The following is a 16,532-nucleotide window of genomic DNA, read 5'->3' on the forward strand; positions in this document are numbered from 1 at the left end:
GCCAGATGCGACAGTCCGAAGATCAACGGCCCGAGGCTATCTCGGGCCGTTGGCGTCCGCGTGGAACGTCCGAGAATGCCGAGTTGAGTGCGCCTCGAGGTCCTGTGCATGCACTGCGCCACGGTGTAGACATCACTGAGCGTGTGCAGGACCTCCCTGACAGTTGGCGGGCAAACCTCACCGAGCACAACCAAGCTATGCAGGGGTGCACGGAGGTTCACAAAGAGCTGCTCGAAGCAGCACGGGCAGAGCTTGCTATTCCAGTTTCAGAGGTGCCTCCTCCGCACGGCTACGCAAGCTAGCGGACCGGCTTGGAACCACAACGCGGCGGTGACTCGTGATTCGACGAAGACGCCCGGCTACGAAGACCCTGCCTGACCTCACCGCAGCAATGCGCGGCAACCTCGGGGAACATCCTGTATTGCCGCATACAGGGCGGTTTGCGACACGAAATACACTGCGGTGCAGCATCGATCGCAGATCGAGGCACGAACATGGGTATGGCCGCCCGTCCAGGTCGTCGACCGGGATCCGGCCGAGCCCACCCGCTTCCGGGTCCGTCACACCGGCTGAACGAGCACAGAGGCCTGGCCGCCCAGCAGGCGGCGGATCTCCTCGTTCGGATACGGGGTGCTCCGGCTCGCCTGCTGGAACGCACGCATGAACGCGGACATCGCCGCGGCGATCGGCGCGTGCCGGGTGAGGACCGTGGCGGCCTCCTTAGGGATGCCCTCCGGCGGCTTGCCCTCGGCGAAGGCGCGCACCATCGTGGCGCGCGCCTCCCGGTCCTCCCGCCGGAGCCCGTACAGGGCGGTGACCAGCCAGTTCACTAGGTAGGTGGCGGTGTAGCCGCGGTCGTAGCTCTGGTTCTGGTCGAAGAACGCGGCCTCCTCCGGCGAGAGGTCGAACCCGGAGGAGAGTGCGAGGCCGTAGTCGCCGAAGTAGAGGCGTTGACCGTCGGTCAGGATGTTCTCGAAGTGCGCGTCGAGGTGCAGCAGCCCACGGCTGTTCATGAACGCGGTGCCGGCGGCCAGTTCCCGTTCCACCATGACGCAGGCCCGGTCGGCGGCCTCGTCGCCCGCCTCGATCTGGGCGTTCAGCCACTCGTGCAGGTTCTGTGGGATGTACTCCAGGAACAGCGCGATGCTCGCCGAAGAGTCCTGGAGGGCCTCGATCCGGTGGCGTACCTGTGGTCGGCCGTCCCAGTAGGCGACGGCGCGATCGATGTCGGCGAGCTCCTCCGGCAGCGGCGTCGTGTCCGGCAACACCCGCCAGTGGTACATCAGCGGAAAGCTCTCGTGTTCGGCGGCGAGCACCCAGTTCGTCGTCATGGTGTGCACGGCGAGCTCGCGCCAGACCCCAAAGCCCGGCCCGCCGATGAGGCCGACGCCGTACTGGCAGAAGAGCGGGACGTCGAACAGGTTCGCCGTGGACCGGACGTGCTCGGGCTGCCGTTCCAGGTCGGTGAGGGGCACTCGCTTCACAAAGACCGGGGTTCCGGCGACCTCCAGCAGCGCCGACTTCCCGCCGATACCGGCGCCGATCGGCGCGGCCGCATCCACGAGCTCGCGCAACGCGTGATCGCTGTGCAGCGCCAGGGCCGTGGAGACGGCGCTGTGGGCGTGCAGGCGCGCCGGGCGCGACATGTCGCGGGTCGTCGCCGCGTCGCGGGATATCGCCGCGTCAGGTGAACAGGACGTCACTGCGCGCGCTGCGGCCTCCACGTGGGCGCCGACCTCGATTCAGCCATGGCCACGCGGTCGTGCCGGCGGCCTCCGGAGCGGGCAGGAGGTCGGTCCGGGACCGCACCCGACGGCGGTCCCGTCCTGTCTCCCGGAACCGCACTCTACGTTACGACCTCCACACGACGACTCCACGTAGTGAGAGACGAGGCGTCAGGCGTCGGCCTGAGGCTACGAGGGCACTGGCTTTCGGCATGTCGCCGACCCGCAGAACGCGAAATGGCCAACCAGTCTTTACGAACGGGTTCACGGCTACCGATAAGCCACATTCGCTCCAACTGGCTATGGTTCGATCAAGTACCCGTAAATGCCGCATATCGGTTGTTCGGCAGCCCGAAAAGTGCTGCATAGCAGCTCGTCTCACGCCGCCACAGTCAAAGGGGTTCGGTATCGTTCGTTGCCGCCTTTGACGCCATCGAGAACGGTGGCTGGTCCACGCCGAGGCGGGCACGACAACTCGATCAGGACCACATCCAGATGCTGATACACGACTATGTCGCTGGCGCAACGACCTACGAACTGAGCAACCGATTCGGTGTCGACCGCCGCACCATCAGCGCCATCCTGGATCGGCACGACGTGCCGATGCGCCGACGCGGCCTGTCCCCCGACCAGACCGACGAGGCGATCCGCCTCTACCGTCTCGGTTGGTCCCTGGCACGAGTCGGGAACACTTCGCCGCCGATCTGGCCACCGTGTTGAACCATCTGCGCGAGCGGGGCGTCCGCACCCGCGACACACACGGGCGGGCTCGGTCCTGACATCAATCCATGATGACCAGGCGAGACCGCACTTGCGACGAGCATGGCTCGTGGTCGCGGTAATGAAGAGTGCCTTCCGACTTGATCAACACCGAGTGGGAACGAAAACACACCTCGGAGGCCAACTAGAACAAGAAAACAGGCGCTGACCAGGCGATATGCGACCGAAGCTGGTCTCATGGCCGAGAGACAGCAAAACCCCTGATCAACAGCACTATTCGTGTCAATTTGTGGGCCTAACGCTTCACAACGCGAACACCCTGGTAGCCGCCGGTCCTGAGATCCGGATCAAGCCTGTCGACGCCCGGCGCAGGGCCACGGCGGGGTGATCGGTGCTGACAACCGACCGAGAGGACCGCTTTCTCGTCGTGCGTCATGTTATTCCGTCTGGTTGGGAGGTTTGGGACCATTCCCAGAGGAGCTCGTGGGTGGCGGAGTCAGCGGGGACGAAGGTCTCGATGGTCAGTTCGGACAGACCGATGTCCAACGGGGTACCGATGACGCTCATGATGGTGAACAGGGTGAGGTCCTGGTCGTGCAGGCGGATCCGCCAGGTGAGGACCGTGCTTTCGGGATCTGTGGGGGCGGGATCGGACCAGCTCTTGCGCGCGGGAACGGCGGGCCAGGACTGCGCCTCGATGGCCAGGGCACGGAGCGCGGGGTCGTCGGTGCGGGTGGCCACCCGGTCGAGGTTGCGCAGGACGTAAGGCGACCATTCGGCGAAATTGGCGCTGCGGGAAGCGAATCCGTCAGGGTGCAGGGCGATGCGGAAGACGTTGCGGGTCGGCTCCAGGACGTGTGCGGGCAGGGAATCGGTCAGCCGCTGAGCTGCGTGGTTCGTCAGCTCCACGTTCCAGCCGCGGTCGAGCGCGACGGCCGGATAGGGGTTCTGCCCGTCCAGGAACGTTTGCAGGGCGGAGCGCACCCGCCGCATGGTCGGAGCGTCCAGGTGTGTCTGGGCGTAGCGGGGCGCGTATCCGGCGGTGAGCAGCCATTCGTTGCGCTCGCGCAGGGGCACGTCCAGTCGCTCGGCAATGGCCATCAGCAGTTCGGGGCTAGGCCGGGACCTGCCCAGCTCGACGAAGCCGAGGTGGCGGGTGGACACCCCGATTTCGAGGGCCAGTGCCATCTGGCTGAAGCGGGCGCGCTCGCGGTGGCGGCGCACCAGCGGTCCGACATTGTCGCGAGTCGAGGTCATGCCGCCGAGCGTAGGACGCGGCGGGTCGGCGAGTCGACTACCTGCCACGTAGTCGACACTCACCCCGCTGCCGCCCGATCCTCGAAAAGCACCGACCCAGAACGGGGTAGTGCTCACGGATTGGAGGATCATGCCGTTCATCGAGACCAAGGACCGCACCAGCATCCATTTCACGGATTGGGGCGGCGCCGACCGCAGGCCGATCGTTTTCGCCCATGCCTGGGGCGTGCACAAGGGTATGTGGGACTATCTCCTGCCCGATTTCCTGGACGCCGGATACCGCTGCATCGCATACGACCGCCGTGGCCACGGCCGCTCCGACATTGCCGAACTGCGTTGTGATCTGGACACACTCGCTGACGACCTCGCCGCACTGCTCGACGCGCTCGACCTGCGCGACGTGCTGCTGGTCGGTCACTCGCTCGGCGGCGCCGAGGCGGCCCGCTGCCTCACCAGACACGGCAGCGCGCGCGTGGCCGGCCTGGTGCTCAGCGCCCCGAGCGCTCCGATGCTGGCGCAGGCTCCTGGCAATCCGGACGGTATCCCGCCGGAAGCGGTGGTCGCGATGCGGCAGTTCATCCGCACGGACATCGGCGCGATGCTCGACTCGTGGCGGGCCGAGGACTTCTTCGGCACCGCCCGCCCGATCTCGGCGGCACTTGCCGACAGCGTCCGCCGCCAGATGGTGGACACGCCCGTACCGGTCATGCTGGCGGCCTTCGAAACCAATGTGGGCGTGGACCTGACCGCCGAATTGCCCGACATCGCGGTGCCGACCCTGATAATCCAGGGCGACGCCGACATCAACAACCCGTTGGAGCTGACCGGCCGCCGCTGCGAGGAACTGATCCCGAACGCGTCGCTCACGGTGCTGCCCGGCGCCGGGCACGGACTGTATCTCAGCGAAGCGGGCGCCTATGCCGACGCCATCACATCCTTCGCAGCCTCACTGTCCCGGTGATCTCAGCAACCCGCGCCCCGGATCACCGGGGTGCGGGTTGCCGCTTGCCTTACTTGCCGTATTAGCCGATTTCAACGAATACGAGCCCTACCTCGAGTGAGCGAGTCTGGGCCTTCATGAGTGGGCCCAACGCTCCACAACCCGAACACTTTGACGGTCAAAGGGCCAGCGATTCAGATCGTGCCGGTAGGCGTTCGGCGGGTGAAGACCATTGCATGACCCACCGATTCCACCAAGTTGTCGGCGATCGGCGCTCCGCTGGCACATCGGAGACCACCGCGCACACTCCCAAGCGCCCCAAGCGTTCAGTTCGGGTCGTTCGCTCGGTATGCGGCTACTTACAGAATGGGCGGGCGCGACCGGGCCGGCGGCCCTTCCGACTTAGCCGTTCGGATCGCTCAGTGGGCGGTAATTCCGCAAAGTAGACGTGCAGGCCCGGGCTATCTGCGGTTGTACCGGAGGCGATCTCAGGCGATTTCGGCGGATGTGCCCGAGGGTATCCGAAGGTACTGGGCGCCGATGCCGGGGCCGTTGTCGCCCAGGAAGCCGGCCACCATCGCGATGCCGATGTCGTTGAGTGCGCCGTCGTGGACGGCGAGAACCTGGCGTGGGCCCACTTCCCGCACATAGTCGATCAGCTGTCCAGTGGTGGACCAGGGCCCGTGCACGGGCAGCAGCAGGGTATCGACGGCGACGTCCGGGACGGTGAGGGCGTCGCCGGGATGGAACAGGGCGTCGTCGATCAAGAACCCGATGTTGCCGACACGCGGGACGGCGGGGTGGATGACCGCGTGCCAGGTGCCGTACACCTTCACCTCGAAGCCGGCCGCGGTGAAGACCTCGCCCGCACCGACGGCGGTGACTCGCGCACCCAGGCCGTCCAGCTTCCGGGCGACGGAGGTGTTGGTCCAGATCCGCAGGGCCGGATTCTGTTGTGCGGCTTCGCGAAGCATCTTCTCCGAGAAGTGGTCGAAATGTTCGTGGGTGACCAGGACCGCATCGGCGCCCTCCAACGCCTGCGGATCGGTGAGGCCGCCCGGGTCGACCACCAGGCGGTGGCCGTCGATCTCGACACGGACGCAGGCATGACCGAACTTGGTGAGCTGCATGAGGCTCCTCAGGTTTCCTGAATAATGCAACCAAACTGTACAACTAAATTGTACAACTAGAGTGCGTTATTCGGATAAGGTGGAGTGGTGAACGACGCACTGGCCGAAGATCTGCGGCACGCGATCGGTGATCTGGTCCGCGCCGTGCGGGTCGCCGACACCATGCCGACCGGAGAGGCCGCCATCCTCGGCCACCTCGACCGCGACGGCCCGCACACCACCGCCGAACTGGCGCAACGGCGTAACGTGACGCACCAGTCGGCCGCCAAGTCCGTCAAGGAACTGCTCGACACCGGCCTGGTGCGCACCGAACCTCACCCCGACGACGGCCGCAAGCACCTGCTGTACATCACCGATACCGGCCGTGCCCGCCTGCGGCGCGAACGTACCCAGCGCGCCACATCACTCGACAGCGCCATCCAAAACACGCTCACCCCGGACGAGCGGCAGCAGCTGCGGGACTGCGTGCCGTTGCTGACCCGCCTCACCACCCACATAAACGGACGGCGACCGTGATCAGGTCACGCCTTGACACCGCCGACGAGAGTGAGCCGTCGACACGATCACTCCCGGTCCCCGGCAACAGGCGCACATCGGCATGAGCGGGCGTCTACTCTCGCTGCACGGACCGCCCGCCCGGAGTGCGCCGGGCCTTGACGCCCCTGGATCGCTCGGACGCAAACGACGCTCGTCGATGGCTGAACCACCGCAAGGTGTTCGCGCAATAACGCACAACAGGTGAAGCCGCAGGTCGATGACCTGCGACTTCACCTGTTCAATGGGTCTAACGCTCCACAACCGGCACCCTTCCGGTGTCGAAGTCCATGTTCGGCCCATTCCGGACGTCATTCCCGCGGCCGACGAACGCTTCGTTATGGATTGCTGTCCGGCTGCTCCGGTCACGGCGCTGTTCGTGCCAGCCTTCGTCAAGGTCCCCGACGTTCGGATACCCGAACTCCGACGGGTACCTGGATCGGCTACGAGCTCCGACAGGTGTTCGTGCAATGCCACAATCGCAACGCATCCGCAGGCACTTGACCTGCGGCTTCGTTACTCTGTGGGCCTAACGCTCCACAATCCGAACCCGCTGATGGTCGAAGGGCCGGTGATTCGGATCAGGCCTGGCGCGTCGTGCGCGAAGCAACCCCGCCCGCCGCCGTCGACATTCGTGAACAACCGCCGTCAGAAATCGGATCTGGCCCAATTTTCGTGATTGACCCGTTCGGGATGCGCTCGGGCGCTTGATCATTGAAGATGTCGCGAGTGCTCCGGCCTCGGACCGATGTGATCGAGTCGCGGTCGCGTTTCATTGCGCTTCGGCAAAGGAACCAGTACCCGGTGGGCAGATCTCCTGGACGAACTCGCCGCGGAATGCGTCGAAGATCTGGTCCTTCGTGGCGATGTACTCGGCCATGTAGTCACGTTTGCCGTGTTCGATATTGGCCTCGAGGCTGACCCAGTGTTCCAGAAGGGTGAACGACTGCGGATCGTCTCGGTCCTGGAAGATACGGAATTCCAGGCAGTCGGGGTTGGCGCGAGTTGGACCGGCGATCTTCTCCAGCGCCCGTTGCGCTACGTCGATCTGATCCGGCCGCGCATGCACTCGCACAAGCATGACCACGGGTCCGGGATGCTTCGGTGATGCCGCAGCGGCCCGTGCGGTGACCCTGGAGTGGGTATCTGGCATGTGGAAAACGTACCTTAATTGGTTCATTGATCCAAATTAGTGCGATGCTCCAAAAATGCTGGCAGAATCGGGCCATGGCAACACGAGCACGCCGGGCACAGCGGCGCAACCAGGTGCTCTCCCGGGAGCAGATCATCGCTACCGCTATTGAGCTGCTCGACGGCGGCGGCGAGAGCGCGCTGACGGTCCGGGCTCTGACCGAGCGCCTGGCCACCGGAACCGGGGCGATCTACTACCAGGTAGGCGCCCGAGACGAGCTGCTGGATGCCGCGACCGAAACAGTCATCGGCACTGTGCTGGACACCGAGCCCGCCGGGGCCCGGACTACTGCGGGGGACGAGATCCGCGCCGTGGCGCTGGGCCTGTTCGACGCGATCGCCGAACATCAGTGGCTTGCCACGCGCTTGGCCCTGCAGATCACCCGCAATCCGTGCGGGCCGGTGACGGTGGGGATCTTCGAGCGGTTCGGCCGGCAGGTGGGGGCACTGGGTGTGCCGCAAGCCGCGTGGTTCGACGCGACTTCGACGCTGGTGCACTACATCCTCGGTGCCGTCGGCCAGCACGCCCGTGTGGACGGTGATACCTCGGGTGTCGACCCCCAGGCCGACCGCGGCGAGTTCCTCGGCGCGGTGTCGACCGCGTGGCAGGAACTCGATCCCGACGACTACCCGTTCATGCACGTGATCGCCGGCCAGATGCGTGAGCACGATGACCGCGAGCAGTTCCTCACTGGCATCGCCGCCGTCCTCGACGGCATCACCAACCTGCGCTGACCCGTCGAATCCGATCGGGTCAGCGACAATCAGAAGGGAATTTCTTCATGCATGACGTCATAATCGCGGGCGCCGGCCCGATCGGCCTGTTCTTGGCCGGCGAACTCGCGCTGGCCGGTTGCGCTGTCCTGGTACTCGAGCAGGACCCGGACCCGGACTCGCCGTTGAAAACACTCCCACTCGGGCTGCGCGGGTTGACCCCCGGTTCCGTCGAAGCGTTCTACCGTCGCGGCATGCTGGCCGCACTGCTGAAAGTGTCCGGTGTCGATGCGGCAGCGGTCGGCGCCGCCCCTGATGCCGACCAGACCCCACCTCCCCGGAATGTGAGCCACTTCGCGGGAATAACGCTCGACGCGACCAACATCGAAACCGACGCCCTCCCGCACCGGCTGCCCAGTCCGGCGATGGAACCGATCATGACCAGCCTCGAGGCGGTCACGACGGTGCTGGCGGAGCGGGCCGCCGCGCTCGGTGCGCAGATCATCCGGGGTGTTCCCGTCACAGCCGTGACCCAGGACGACGACGCCGTTGTCGCGACAGCGGGCGGGCACGAGTACCGGGCGCGGTGGCTCGTAGGATGCGACGGCGGCCGCAGCGCGGTACGCCGGCTCGCAGGCTTCGAGTTCGTCGGCACCGAGCCGCTGTTCACCGGCTACGTCGCACGAGTCACCTTCGCCGACCCGCAACAGTTGCGCCTCGGGTTCAACCTGACACCGACCGGTATGTACCTGCGCACGCCCTTCGAAGGACACCTGGGCATGATGGACTTCGACGGCGCCACGTTCGACCGCTCACAGCCGCTGACCCGCGAACACCTCCAAGCGGTCCTGCGCCGGGTCTCCGGCACCGAGGTGACACTGACCGAGGTCCACCTCGCCTCCAGCTTCACCGACCGCGCCATGCAGGTCACGACCTACCGCAACGGCCGCGTCCTGCTCGCCGGCGACGCCGCCCACATCCACTCCCCACTCGGCGGCCAAGGACTCAACCTCGGCATCGGCGACGCGATGAATCTCGGGTGGAAGCTCGCGGCAACCGTGCACGGCCACGCGCCCGACGGACTGCTCGACACCTACACCAGCGAGCGCCACCCCATCGGCGCGTCTGTTCTCGACTGGTCCCGGGCCCAGGTCGCAACCATGCAACCGGGCCCCAATGCCCCCGCCCTGCAGCGGCTGGTCCGCGACCTGATGAGCACCCCAGACGGAACCACCCACGTGTACCGGAAAACATCGGGACTGGCCCACCGCTACGACCTGGGCAGCCGACAGCCCCGCGCCGGCCACACCGCCCCTGACTTTCGCTTCGACGACGACACTCGCCTCGGTGACCTCCTACAGCAAGGACACGGCGTCGCGCTCGACTTCAGCACCGACCACGCACTCCGGGACGCAGCCCAGGGTTGGCAAGGCCGGATCCATTACGCGGCCGGCCCGGTACACGACAACCTCGGTCTCGGCGCCGTACTGATCCGGCCCGACGGCATCGTGGCCTGGGCGGACGACCATGGCCCCGATCCCGAAGCGTTCCAACAAGCCGCGACCCGCTGGTTCGGCCGCCCGGAACACTGACCGCCCGCCGGCAAAGGGGCACGAACCCGCATCCGGACAGCCCAAGCCACTACGCCTGAGCGCCAGCGGTATTCAGTGTTTTCCCCGCCATGAGCACCTCGAAGGGGCCATGAGTACCATCACCCGATCGCGATCATCGGTGGAGGTCTTGGCGGCTCACCGCCGCCCTGCTCGGCGCGGACGTCCGGGGTGAGCGTCCCGGCGTGGCACGACGCCGGGCAAGGCTCTGCGGCACGTCGTTACCCGGGTGGATGTCGGACCTGGCCAAGCCGCGACAGTAGCACGCGTCGGTGTTGTCTGCGGCTGGGCTGATCGAGAGCCAGTGGTATCGCAATGCCATGCGGCACGAGGTGAAACGCTCAGTGCCGTATTGCTCGACGGCGATCACGGCAGCGGTACAGGCATGGCTTAGCAACTGCACCGCCGCCGCGGCGATTTGCCGCTCCGATCCGGAATTCGGCGCGGTTCCGGCTGATGCTCAGTCGATCCGCACTGCGTTTCCGGTGACCCGAATGCCGGTTGCGGCTGGATCGAGGTCGACCAGCAGCCGGCTCCGCCGACCCATATCGACGCCCTGGGTGATGGTGATTCGGCCAGATTCGGCATAACCGATGTCGCGGAGGTATCCGCCGAAGGCCGCCGCTGCGGCACCGGTTGCGGCGTCCTCGACGACTCCGCCGATGGGGAAGGGGTCGCGGGCCTGGAAGCGGCGGTCGTCCTCGTGCCAGAACAGGTGCACCGTCGTCCATCCGGCCTCGCGCATGACTGCGCCGAGGGCGTCGAAGTCGTAGTCCAGGGCGGCCAGGCGTTCGCGGGATGCGGCGGCCAGCATCAGATGGTCGTTGCCGGCATAAGCCACCCGGGCAGGAAAGGCCGGATCGAGATCGGTTGGGTCCCAGCCCAGTGCTTCCAGCGTGTCGGAGATCTCGGTCGCGGTCGCCGCCCTGGAATGCGTTGCGACGCTGGTCAATGTCGCGGCCGGGTGATCGTCGGCGGTACTGGTCTCGACGACGATATCGCCGATGTTGGTTCGGAAATTCAGTGTGCCGGGGCCGATGCGTTCGGTGAGTGCGACTGCGGTTGCGATGGTGGCGTGGCCACAGAAATCGACCTCGGCGAGCGCGCTGAAATACCGAACCCGGTAGTGCCGGTCGCGTGTGTGGTTCAGGAAGGCAGTCTCCGAATAGCCGACCTTCCCGGCGATCCGCTGCATCTCGGAGTCGTCGAGTCCGGTCCCATCGAGGACGACCCCGGCGGGGTTGCCGCCGGCCGGATCGGTACTGAATGCGGTGTAGCGCAGTACTTCGGTGCTCATATGTCTCATGCTCGCATCGCGCGACGATCGAGTCCAACGATGTATTTTGATATTCTCCATCGAATATTCCGATAGCATCGATGGTATGGACACCCGGGTACTCGCCACCTTCGTCGCACTCGCGAGGACCGGCAGTTTCACTGCGACCGCGGCCGAATTACACCTCGCCCAGTCGACGGTGACCGCACACATCAAGACGTTGGAGACCGAGCTCGGGCTGCGGCTGTTCGATCGGTTGCGGCTCGGCGCGACGCTGACCGACGCGGGGCGGCGGACCCTGGAGAAAGCCGGTCTGGTCCTCGATGCCGAGGCAGCGCTGCGCGCCGATCCGGATGTAGCCGGCCCGATCCAAGGCACGGTCGGCATCGTGGCGCCGGAATCCCTGTGCGGGCACCTGCTTCCCGGAGTGATCGCGGCGTTGCAACGACGTCATCCGGGGGTCGAGGTCATGCTGTCGCCGGCGGGCACGGCCGACGCGGCCGACGCGCTACGTACCGGCCGCTATGCGCTCGCACTGATGCTCGAGCCGTCGCTCGAGGCGCCCGATCTCGTTGTCGATCAGCTGGGCACCCTCGAACTCGCATTCGTTACCGATCGGCGGCAATCGGTGACAGCGCAATCGTGGGCGGAGTTGGCGGAGCAGCGATGGTTCCTACTCGAAGAGGGCTGCACCTACAGCGACGAGGTCGCTCGGTGCCTGCGGGACAGTGCGGCAGTGGTTCGCACGACTCGGTTGGGCAGTATCGAGGCCGCCCGGGCCTGCGTCGCGGCTGGACTCGGACTGGCCGTACTGCCCGTTTTCGCCGTCGACGAGCGGCGGCTGGCTCGTTTCCCCGGGCCGGCGATCGTCGAACCCGGATTGCTGCTGGTCCGTCACCGCCGCCGGTCGCCGGGCCGCGCGCTCGACGCGGTGATCGAGGAAATCCGGCGCGGTGCAACGAAGCTGCTTTCCGGCGGGTAAGCGATCACAGCATCAAATATGAAGTGCCCCAACCTATTCGCCTGCACCTATCTGCACCTCGATGCCCAACCCACTGATATCGATGCCCGCCGGCGGCACGATCTGCAACGCCTGGAAGCCGGACGACTCGTCGCCGTCGAGCAACACCACAGGGCGCCGCTCATCGAACTCGGCCCACCAGACTTCTCCGCGTCGCATGCAGTCTCCTTCGAGATCTCCCTCCACCCCTAGCCACCTCCCCGAAGTCATCCAACTGCTCCCCAGGACATGGACGAAGGGTTGAGGCCGCCAATCGTTTGCCGAATGTCCTGTAATCAGCGTAAGTCGTTTTGTGTCAAGCGGTTCGGTCGGTGCCTCGGCCGTCGTCGTCCCGGCATAGCGGTGATGGCGTTGGTCCCTGCAGCGGGTAATCGGGTTGAGGTGATGACGGTCGGGGCTGCCCATAATTACAGGCGAGATCACGGTGTGTCTCTATGCTGCGTGGGGCTCGCCCCGACCGCCCGCTCGATGGTCGCTGAAATATTCAGGTGGCCACCGGGATTGGGGTGATGGTGGCGCGGGTGCCGTGGTGGCAGTGTGTGGATCCCAGCGCTTGCCGGTGGTGATGACAGCATGCAGGTGACGCAGGATGGTCGCGGCGATGGCGGCCTGGGCTTGGGTGGGGGTGAGTTTGTTGTCCTCGCGGCCGGTCAGATGCTGGTAGCGAGCGGCATAGACAGGGTTCGCCCGTTGGGCGCCCTAGACCGCTCACCACGCGGCCAAACGCAGGCTGGATCGGCCTTGGCCGGTGAGTTTGGTGCGTCCGGTGAACGTGCCGGACAGCTTCTCTCGCGGTGCCAGACCAGCGTGTTCGACCAGGGCTCGGGCGGTGGTGAACTGGGCGGGGTCGGCGGTTTCGGCCAGAATCGCCGCTGCACCGACCGCCGAGAGCCCGGTGATGGAGGTGACCAGGTCGGTGAGCCGAAGCTCGTGCGGCTAGTCGGGGACTGGTGTCAGGACCCGATCCCGGCCAGGATTTGGTCCAGGTGCCCGGTGGGGTATTGGCTTGCCTCCCACCGGGTGCCGTGTGGGGAGACCTTGTAGGGCATGCCTGGCTGGGCCAAGGACGGCAAGGTTGTCTGATTCTTCCAGGCGGCCGCCGAGTTCAACGCCCGCTACGCGCCCCTTCGGCTTCAACGACATCGCCACCGTCGACGAAGGCGCCATGTCGCCGACCGCCTTCGGCCTCACCGCCCCCACTCCCGCCGACGAACCCGCGGGAGTTCGATCATCGTGCTGTCGATCGCATCGATCTCGGCACCGACCTCGCAAGAGATGACCGGGCGTCGGTCCTTGGTGGCAGGATGCGGGTGTGGGTGACTATTTCGAACGAATCGTCGACCTCGATGTAACCTCGGCCGACGCGAGCACGCTGGCCGAACACATGGTGGATTGGATGGTGTCGCGACGATGGCTGCTTCGCGAGACTTCGCGCGAGGCGATGTACAGCCTCCAGGTCGACCAAGGCTATGTCCCAGGCCCCGACTGGCCGCAGATCACCCATGAATGGGGCGCCGACTGGATCCCCGGCCCCGTCGCCGTCATCGTCGGCCGCGACGACCACTATCCCGGCCAGGGCGGCATCGAACCGGCCTCCGCAATATGCCCATGCTGCCAGGCCACCACCACGATCATCGACTACCCGCAACAATGGCAAGCCGATCCCGCCGTATGGCAGCCGTTCTCGGACGCGATCGACGCGTGGAAACAAACAGGCGCCGGCTCAGCAATCTGCCCCTCCTGCACCACAACGAGCCCCATCACCACCTGGCAATGGGCAGACAACTTCGCCCTGGGTACCCTCGCCTTCGACTTCTGGGGTTGGCCGCCCCTCACCGAGGACTTCATCACCGAATTCGCCACCCAACTCGGGCACCGAATCGAACACCACACCGGCAAGTTCTGAACCGAGGCTTCCAACGATCAGCTGAGCGCGGCGCGGTGACTGTCGAGCTCGGCACACAGCTCGCTCGGACACAAACGACGCTCGTCGATGGCTGAACCACCGCAAGGTGTTCGCGCAATAACACACCACAGTGCAGCCTCAGGTCGATGACCTGCGGCTGCACTGTTCGATGGGCCTAACGCTCCACAACCCGAACACCCTGACAGTCGATGGGCCAGCGATTCGGATCATGCCGGTAGGCGCTCGGCAGCTGAAAACCAAGGCTTGACCTGCTGATTTACCGATCTAGCGGCGATCGGCGCGCATTGTTGGCACATAGAAGACCACCGCGCACGGCCCAATCATCAGCTTGGGTTGTTCGCACGATACGCGGCCATTTCCGGGCGTCCCGGGTGGTTCCTATCGGTTGAGGTGGATCTTGGGCCGGGCTGTTAGACCATGCTCAGAGCTTTCGCGTAGGCGGTGAGTTCGGCGGTGATGTCGCCGCCGGCCGGGGCGTAGACGATCTCGGTCACACCGAACGCAACCGCCTGAGCTACCTGGTCACGTAGCTGTTCGGGTGTTCCGGTCCAGCCGGGGGTGAGCAGGGCTGGGCCTGCGGCGGTGACGAGGTCGTGGTCTCGGCCGTTCAGGGTGGTGAGGTGCCCTTGATGAACGTCGAGGTGGCGTTGTGCCGGCGGCCGGTGGGCCTCGAGGTCTGCTCGCCAGCGGCCGCCGCCGGGGATATCGTCGACGGCTTCCGGTGAACCCTCCCAGATCGCGTGCACGATGCTGGCCCAGCCGGGCCCCGCGGCGTCGATGACACGGGGCGTGGTGTGGTCCTCGCCGGGGCGCAGCACGGTGCCGAATCGCAGCAGAGCGCATTCGCGCCAGGACCGGTCCGGGGTATTGGTGACCAGCACACCTGGCACCTCGAGATCGCGCGCGGCCGCGATGGCACGTGGGCCCGAGGCGGCCAGCCAGATCGGCACCTCGATGGGCCGGGCTGGGCCGAAGCCGGGCAATTGCCGCATCTGGCAGGCTTTTCCGTCGATATCGACCACCTGGCCAGCCAGCAACGACCGCACCTGACGTACCTCGTCGACCAGATCCACAACCCGAACCGGCCGCTGCCCGAGTACCCGGCGCGCGGTATGGCCGGTGCCGAACGCCACCGTCAGTCGTCCCGGCGCGAGTTCGGTGACCGACGCGGCCGCGGATGCTGTCGCCATCGGATGGCGCAGGCCGGCGACGGCGACACCGGCGCCCAGCCCGATGCGTTCGGTCGCAGCCGCGACCTGCGCCAGCGCGATCCACAGATCCGTATGCAGCGCAGGTGATTCGAATACCCAGACTCGGTGATAGCCCAGGCGCTCAGCCTGCCGGGCATGCTCGGTAATCGCTGCGGAGGGCGGCAGCGCACACGACAAGCGCATGGCGTCTACCGCTCCGTCGCCTGCCACAGCGCAAGCGTCGCGCCGCCGGGCTCGTCGACGACAACTACTGACCCCGGCGGCAGGTCGGTGCGGGGCTTGACGATTCGCGCTCCCAGCGCGACTGCCTGCTCGGCCGCGGCATCCACGTCAGGCACCGGAACATACGGAATCCATTGCGGACGACGCGAATCGTCCGCGGCGAGCGGTGTGAATCCGCCCCAGACACCGCTGTCGTCACCGAATAGCGGGCCGGCGGGGGATTCGGTGACCGGCCAGCCGAACATCTCGGTGTAGAACCGGCGCGAGGCGTCGAGGTCGGTAGTGCGGACGTCGTGGAATACAAAAACTTGGGACATGTGTCCCAACATTAGGTCAGGTGTCCCGACTTGGCAATGGGGTCGGTAGATTAGGGCTGTGACCAGACCCGTGATCGAAGCCAACCGGCGCGGCAAGCGCGAGCAGATCATCGACGCCGCCAAGCAGGTTCTGGCGCGTGACGGGCTGGCCGCATGCACGGCGCGCGCTGTCGCGGAGGCGGGCCCGCTCAGCAAGAGCGCGGTGCACTATTACTTCGACGACATTCACCAGATCGTGGACCTCGCGATGCGCGAGCACGTGACGGCAACGGTCACGTCGCTGCGCCGGGCCGCCGCGGCCGAGTCCGATCCGGCCGACAAGTTGTGGGCGGCGGTAAGTGCCTACCTGGCAACGTTCGCCGAGCAACCCAACGCCGCGTACCTATGGTTCGAGTATTGGATCGATGCCGGCCGCCGACGATCGTCCGACACCGTCGCCGACACCCTGAACGACATGGACACGCTGCTGTGCGACCTCACCGCCGAACTCCGCGTCAACGACCCGGCCGCGACGGCCCGCACCCTCCTGTCCTGGCTGCTGGGCACCATCGTGCAGCAGCAACTACAACCCGCCACACCGAAAGCTCTACGGCAACAACTGAACTCGATTCTTCGCGGTGGCACCCAACCGGAGGTGACACTTTAGCACGTTTAGCAACTTTATGACTAACACTACCTAAAACAAATTTCTTTTGTTGTTCAGCTTTACGGTTACTTAATACGACAATGTCATATTTA

The 16,532-nt window shown here is 65.9% G+C and carries 17 protein-coding genes; 8 read left to right on the forward strand and 9 right to left on the reverse strand.

The features are described 5' to 3' along the window. Positions 1-560: 560 nt before the first annotated feature. Positions 561-1,724, reverse strand: a complete 1,164-nt coding sequence (locus ABZW16_RS38720) for a protein kinase family protein (RefSeq protein WP_354961114.1) — start codon at positions 1,722-1,724, stop codon at positions 561-563. A 495-nt stretch (positions 1,725-2,219) separates the two neighbouring features. Here ABZW16_RS38720 and ABZW16_RS38725 point away from each other — a divergent pair, with 495 nt between their 5' ends. Then, positions 2,220-2,444 carry a hypothetical protein gene (locus ABZW16_RS38725; RefSeq protein WP_354961116.1) on the forward strand — a complete coding sequence of 75 codons (225 nt, stop codon included), beginning with the start codon at positions 2,220-2,222 and terminating at the stop codon, positions 2,442-2,444. A gap of 432 nt (positions 2,445-2,876) precedes the next feature. Here ABZW16_RS38725 and ABZW16_RS38730 read toward each other — a convergent pair whose 3' ends face one another. Next, complete coding sequence (locus ABZW16_RS38730) at positions 2,877-3,701, reverse strand: helix-turn-helix transcriptional regulator (RefSeq protein WP_354961117.1); 825 nt, start codon at positions 3,699-3,701, stop codon at positions 2,877-2,879. A 130-nt stretch (positions 3,702-3,831) separates the two neighbouring features. Here ABZW16_RS38730 and ABZW16_RS38735 point away from each other — a divergent pair, with 130 nt between their 5' ends. After that, positions 3,832-4,662 carry an alpha/beta hydrolase gene (locus ABZW16_RS38735; protein WP_354961119.1) on the forward strand — a complete coding sequence of 277 codons (831 nt, stop codon included), beginning with the start codon at positions 3,832-3,834 and terminating at the stop codon, positions 4,660-4,662. Positions 4,663-5,129: 467 nt separating this feature from the next. Here the strand turns inward: ABZW16_RS38735 and ABZW16_RS38740 are convergent, their stop codons facing one another. Then, the gene (locus ABZW16_RS38740) at positions 5,130-5,771 is read right to left on the reverse strand and encodes an MBL fold metallo-hydrolase (RefSeq protein ID WP_354961120.1); all 642 of its coding nucleotides are present in this window, start codon (positions 5,769-5,771) and stop codon (positions 5,130-5,132) included. Between the two features lie 87 nt (positions 5,772-5,858). On the opposite strand from ABZW16_RS38740, the gene ABZW16_RS38745 reads away from it, so the two are divergent. Beyond that, positions 5,859-6,287 carry a MarR family winged helix-turn-helix transcriptional regulator gene (locus ABZW16_RS38745; RefSeq protein ID WP_354961121.1) on the forward strand — a complete coding sequence of 143 codons (429 nt, stop codon included), beginning with the start codon at positions 5,859-5,861 and terminating at the stop codon, positions 6,285-6,287. Positions 6,288-7,077: 790 nt separating this feature from the next. On the opposite strand, the gene ABZW16_RS38750 is transcribed toward ABZW16_RS38745, so the two are convergent. Further along, positions 7,078-7,458 (reverse strand): putative quinol monooxygenase, encoded by a 381-nt coding sequence (locus ABZW16_RS38750; protein WP_354961122.1) that lies wholly within the window; start codon positions 7,456-7,458, stop codon positions 7,078-7,080. Between the two features lie 74 nt (positions 7,459-7,532). On the opposite strand from ABZW16_RS38750, the gene ABZW16_RS38755 reads away from it, so the two are divergent. Then, positions 7,533-8,231: a TetR/AcrR family transcriptional regulator C-terminal domain-containing protein gene (locus ABZW16_RS38755; RefSeq protein ID WP_354961123.1), complete on the forward strand. Its 699-nt coding sequence runs from the start codon at positions 7,533-7,535 to the stop codon at positions 8,229-8,231. Between the two features lie 47 nt (positions 8,232-8,278). Continuing rightward, complete coding sequence (locus ABZW16_RS38760; RefSeq protein WP_354961124.1) at positions 8,279-9,802, forward strand: FAD-dependent oxidoreductase; 1,524 nt, start codon at positions 8,279-8,281, stop codon at positions 9,800-9,802. 478 nt (positions 9,803-10,280) lie between these two features. Here ABZW16_RS38760 and ABZW16_RS38765 read toward each other — a convergent pair whose 3' ends face one another. Next, positions 10,281-11,117, reverse strand: coding sequence for a PhzF family phenazine biosynthesis isomerase (locus ABZW16_RS38765; RefSeq protein ID WP_354961125.1), 837 nt, complete (start codon positions 11,115-11,117; stop codon positions 10,281-10,283). A gap of 85 nt (positions 11,118-11,202) precedes the next feature. Here ABZW16_RS38765 and ABZW16_RS38770 point away from each other — a divergent pair, with 85 nt between their 5' ends. Beyond that, a complete protein-coding gene (locus tag ABZW16_RS38770; protein ID WP_354961126.1) occupies positions 11,203-12,078 on the forward strand; it encodes a LysR family transcriptional regulator in 876 nt (291 codons plus the stop codon). A 33-nt stretch (positions 12,079-12,111) separates the two neighbouring features. Here the strand turns inward: ABZW16_RS38770 and ABZW16_RS38775 are convergent, their stop codons facing one another. Beyond that, entirely contained in the window at positions 12,112-12,276 is a 165-nt protein-coding gene (locus tag ABZW16_RS38775) for a hypothetical protein (protein WP_354961127.1), read from the reverse strand. A 549-nt stretch (positions 12,277-12,825) separates the two neighbouring features. Next, entirely contained in the window at positions 12,826-13,029 is a 204-nt protein-coding gene (locus tag ABZW16_RS38780; protein ID WP_354961132.1) for a transposase, read from the reverse strand. 400 nt (positions 13,030-13,429) lie between these two features. Between ABZW16_RS38780 and ABZW16_RS38785 the strand changes: the two genes are divergently transcribed. Then, positions 13,430-14,023 carry a hypothetical protein gene (locus tag ABZW16_RS38785; RefSeq protein WP_354961128.1) on the forward strand — a complete coding sequence of 198 codons (594 nt, stop codon included), beginning with the start codon at positions 13,430-13,432 and terminating at the stop codon, positions 14,021-14,023. 431 nt (positions 14,024-14,454) lie between these two features. Here the strand turns inward: ABZW16_RS38785 and ABZW16_RS38790 are convergent, their stop codons facing one another. Together ABZW16_RS38790 and ABZW16_RS38795 are read right to left on the reverse strand one after the other, a co-directional pair. Then, the gene (locus ABZW16_RS38790) at positions 14,455-15,465 is read right to left on the reverse strand and encodes an LLM class flavin-dependent oxidoreductase (protein ID WP_354961129.1); all 1,011 of its coding nucleotides are present in this window, start codon (positions 15,463-15,465) and stop codon (positions 14,455-14,457) included. Continuing rightward, on the reverse strand, positions 15,444-15,794 hold the full coding sequence (locus tag ABZW16_RS38795) for a VOC family protein (protein ID WP_354961130.1): 351 nt from the start codon (positions 15,792-15,794) through the stop codon (positions 15,444-15,446). Before ABZW16_RS38795 ends, ABZW16_RS38790 begins: the two co-directional genes overlap by 22 nt. Before the next feature lie 58 nt (positions 15,795-15,852). Between ABZW16_RS38795 and ABZW16_RS38800 the strand changes: the two genes are divergently transcribed. Then, positions 15,853-16,440, forward strand: coding sequence for a TetR family transcriptional regulator (locus ABZW16_RS38800; protein ID WP_354961131.1), 588 nt, complete (start codon positions 15,853-15,855; stop codon positions 16,438-16,440). The last annotated feature ends 92 nt before the right edge of the window (positions 16,441-16,532 follow it).

It is taken from the genome of Nocardia sp. NPDC004604, assembly GCF_040609795.1.
In the GTDB taxonomy this organism is placed as follows: domain Bacteria; phylum Actinomycetota; class Actinomycetes; order Mycobacteriales; family Mycobacteriaceae; genus Nocardia.

Bases quoted from the DNA above. Each gene is read 5' to 3' on its own strand.
- ABZW16_RS38725 (WP_354961116.1), top strand. From the start codon at position 2,220: ATGCTGATACACGACTATGTCGCTGGCGCAACGACCTACGAACTGAGC.
- ABZW16_RS38730 (WP_354961117.1), bottom strand. From the start codon at position 3,701: ATGACCTCGACTCGCGACAATGTCGGACCGCTGGTGCGCCGCCACCGC.
- ABZW16_RS38735 (WP_354961119.1), top strand. From the start codon at position 3,832: ATGCCGTTCATCGAGACCAAGGACCGCACCAGCATCCATTTCACGGAT.
- ABZW16_RS38740 (WP_354961120.1), bottom strand. From the start codon at position 5,771: ATGCAGCTCACCAAGTTCGGTCATGCCTGCGTCCGTGTCGAGATCGAC.
- ABZW16_RS38750 (WP_354961122.1), bottom strand. From the start codon at position 7,458: ATGCCAGATACCCACTCCAGGGTCACCGCACGGGCCGCTGCGGCATCA.
- ABZW16_RS38755 (WP_354961123.1), top strand. From the start codon at position 7,533: ATGGCAACACGAGCACGCCGGGCACAGCGGCGCAACCAGGTGCTCTCC.
- ABZW16_RS38760 (WP_354961124.1), top strand. From the start codon at position 8,279: ATGCATGACGTCATAATCGCGGGCGCCGGCCCGATCGGCCTGTTCTTG.
- ABZW16_RS38765 (WP_354961125.1), bottom strand. From the start codon at position 11,117: ATGAGCACCGAAGTACTGCGCTACACCGCATTCAGTACCGATCCGGCC.
- ABZW16_RS38770 (WP_354961126.1), top strand. From the start codon at position 11,203: ATGGACACCCGGGTACTCGCCACCTTCGTCGCACTCGCGAGGACCGGC.
- ABZW16_RS38775 (WP_354961127.1), bottom strand. From the start codon at position 12,276: ATGCGACGCGGAGAAGTCTGGTGGGCCGAGTTCGATGAGCGGCGCCCT.
- ABZW16_RS38795 (WP_354961130.1), bottom strand. From the start codon at position 15,794: ATGTCCCAAGTTTTTGTATTCCACGACGTCCGCACTACCGACCTCGAC.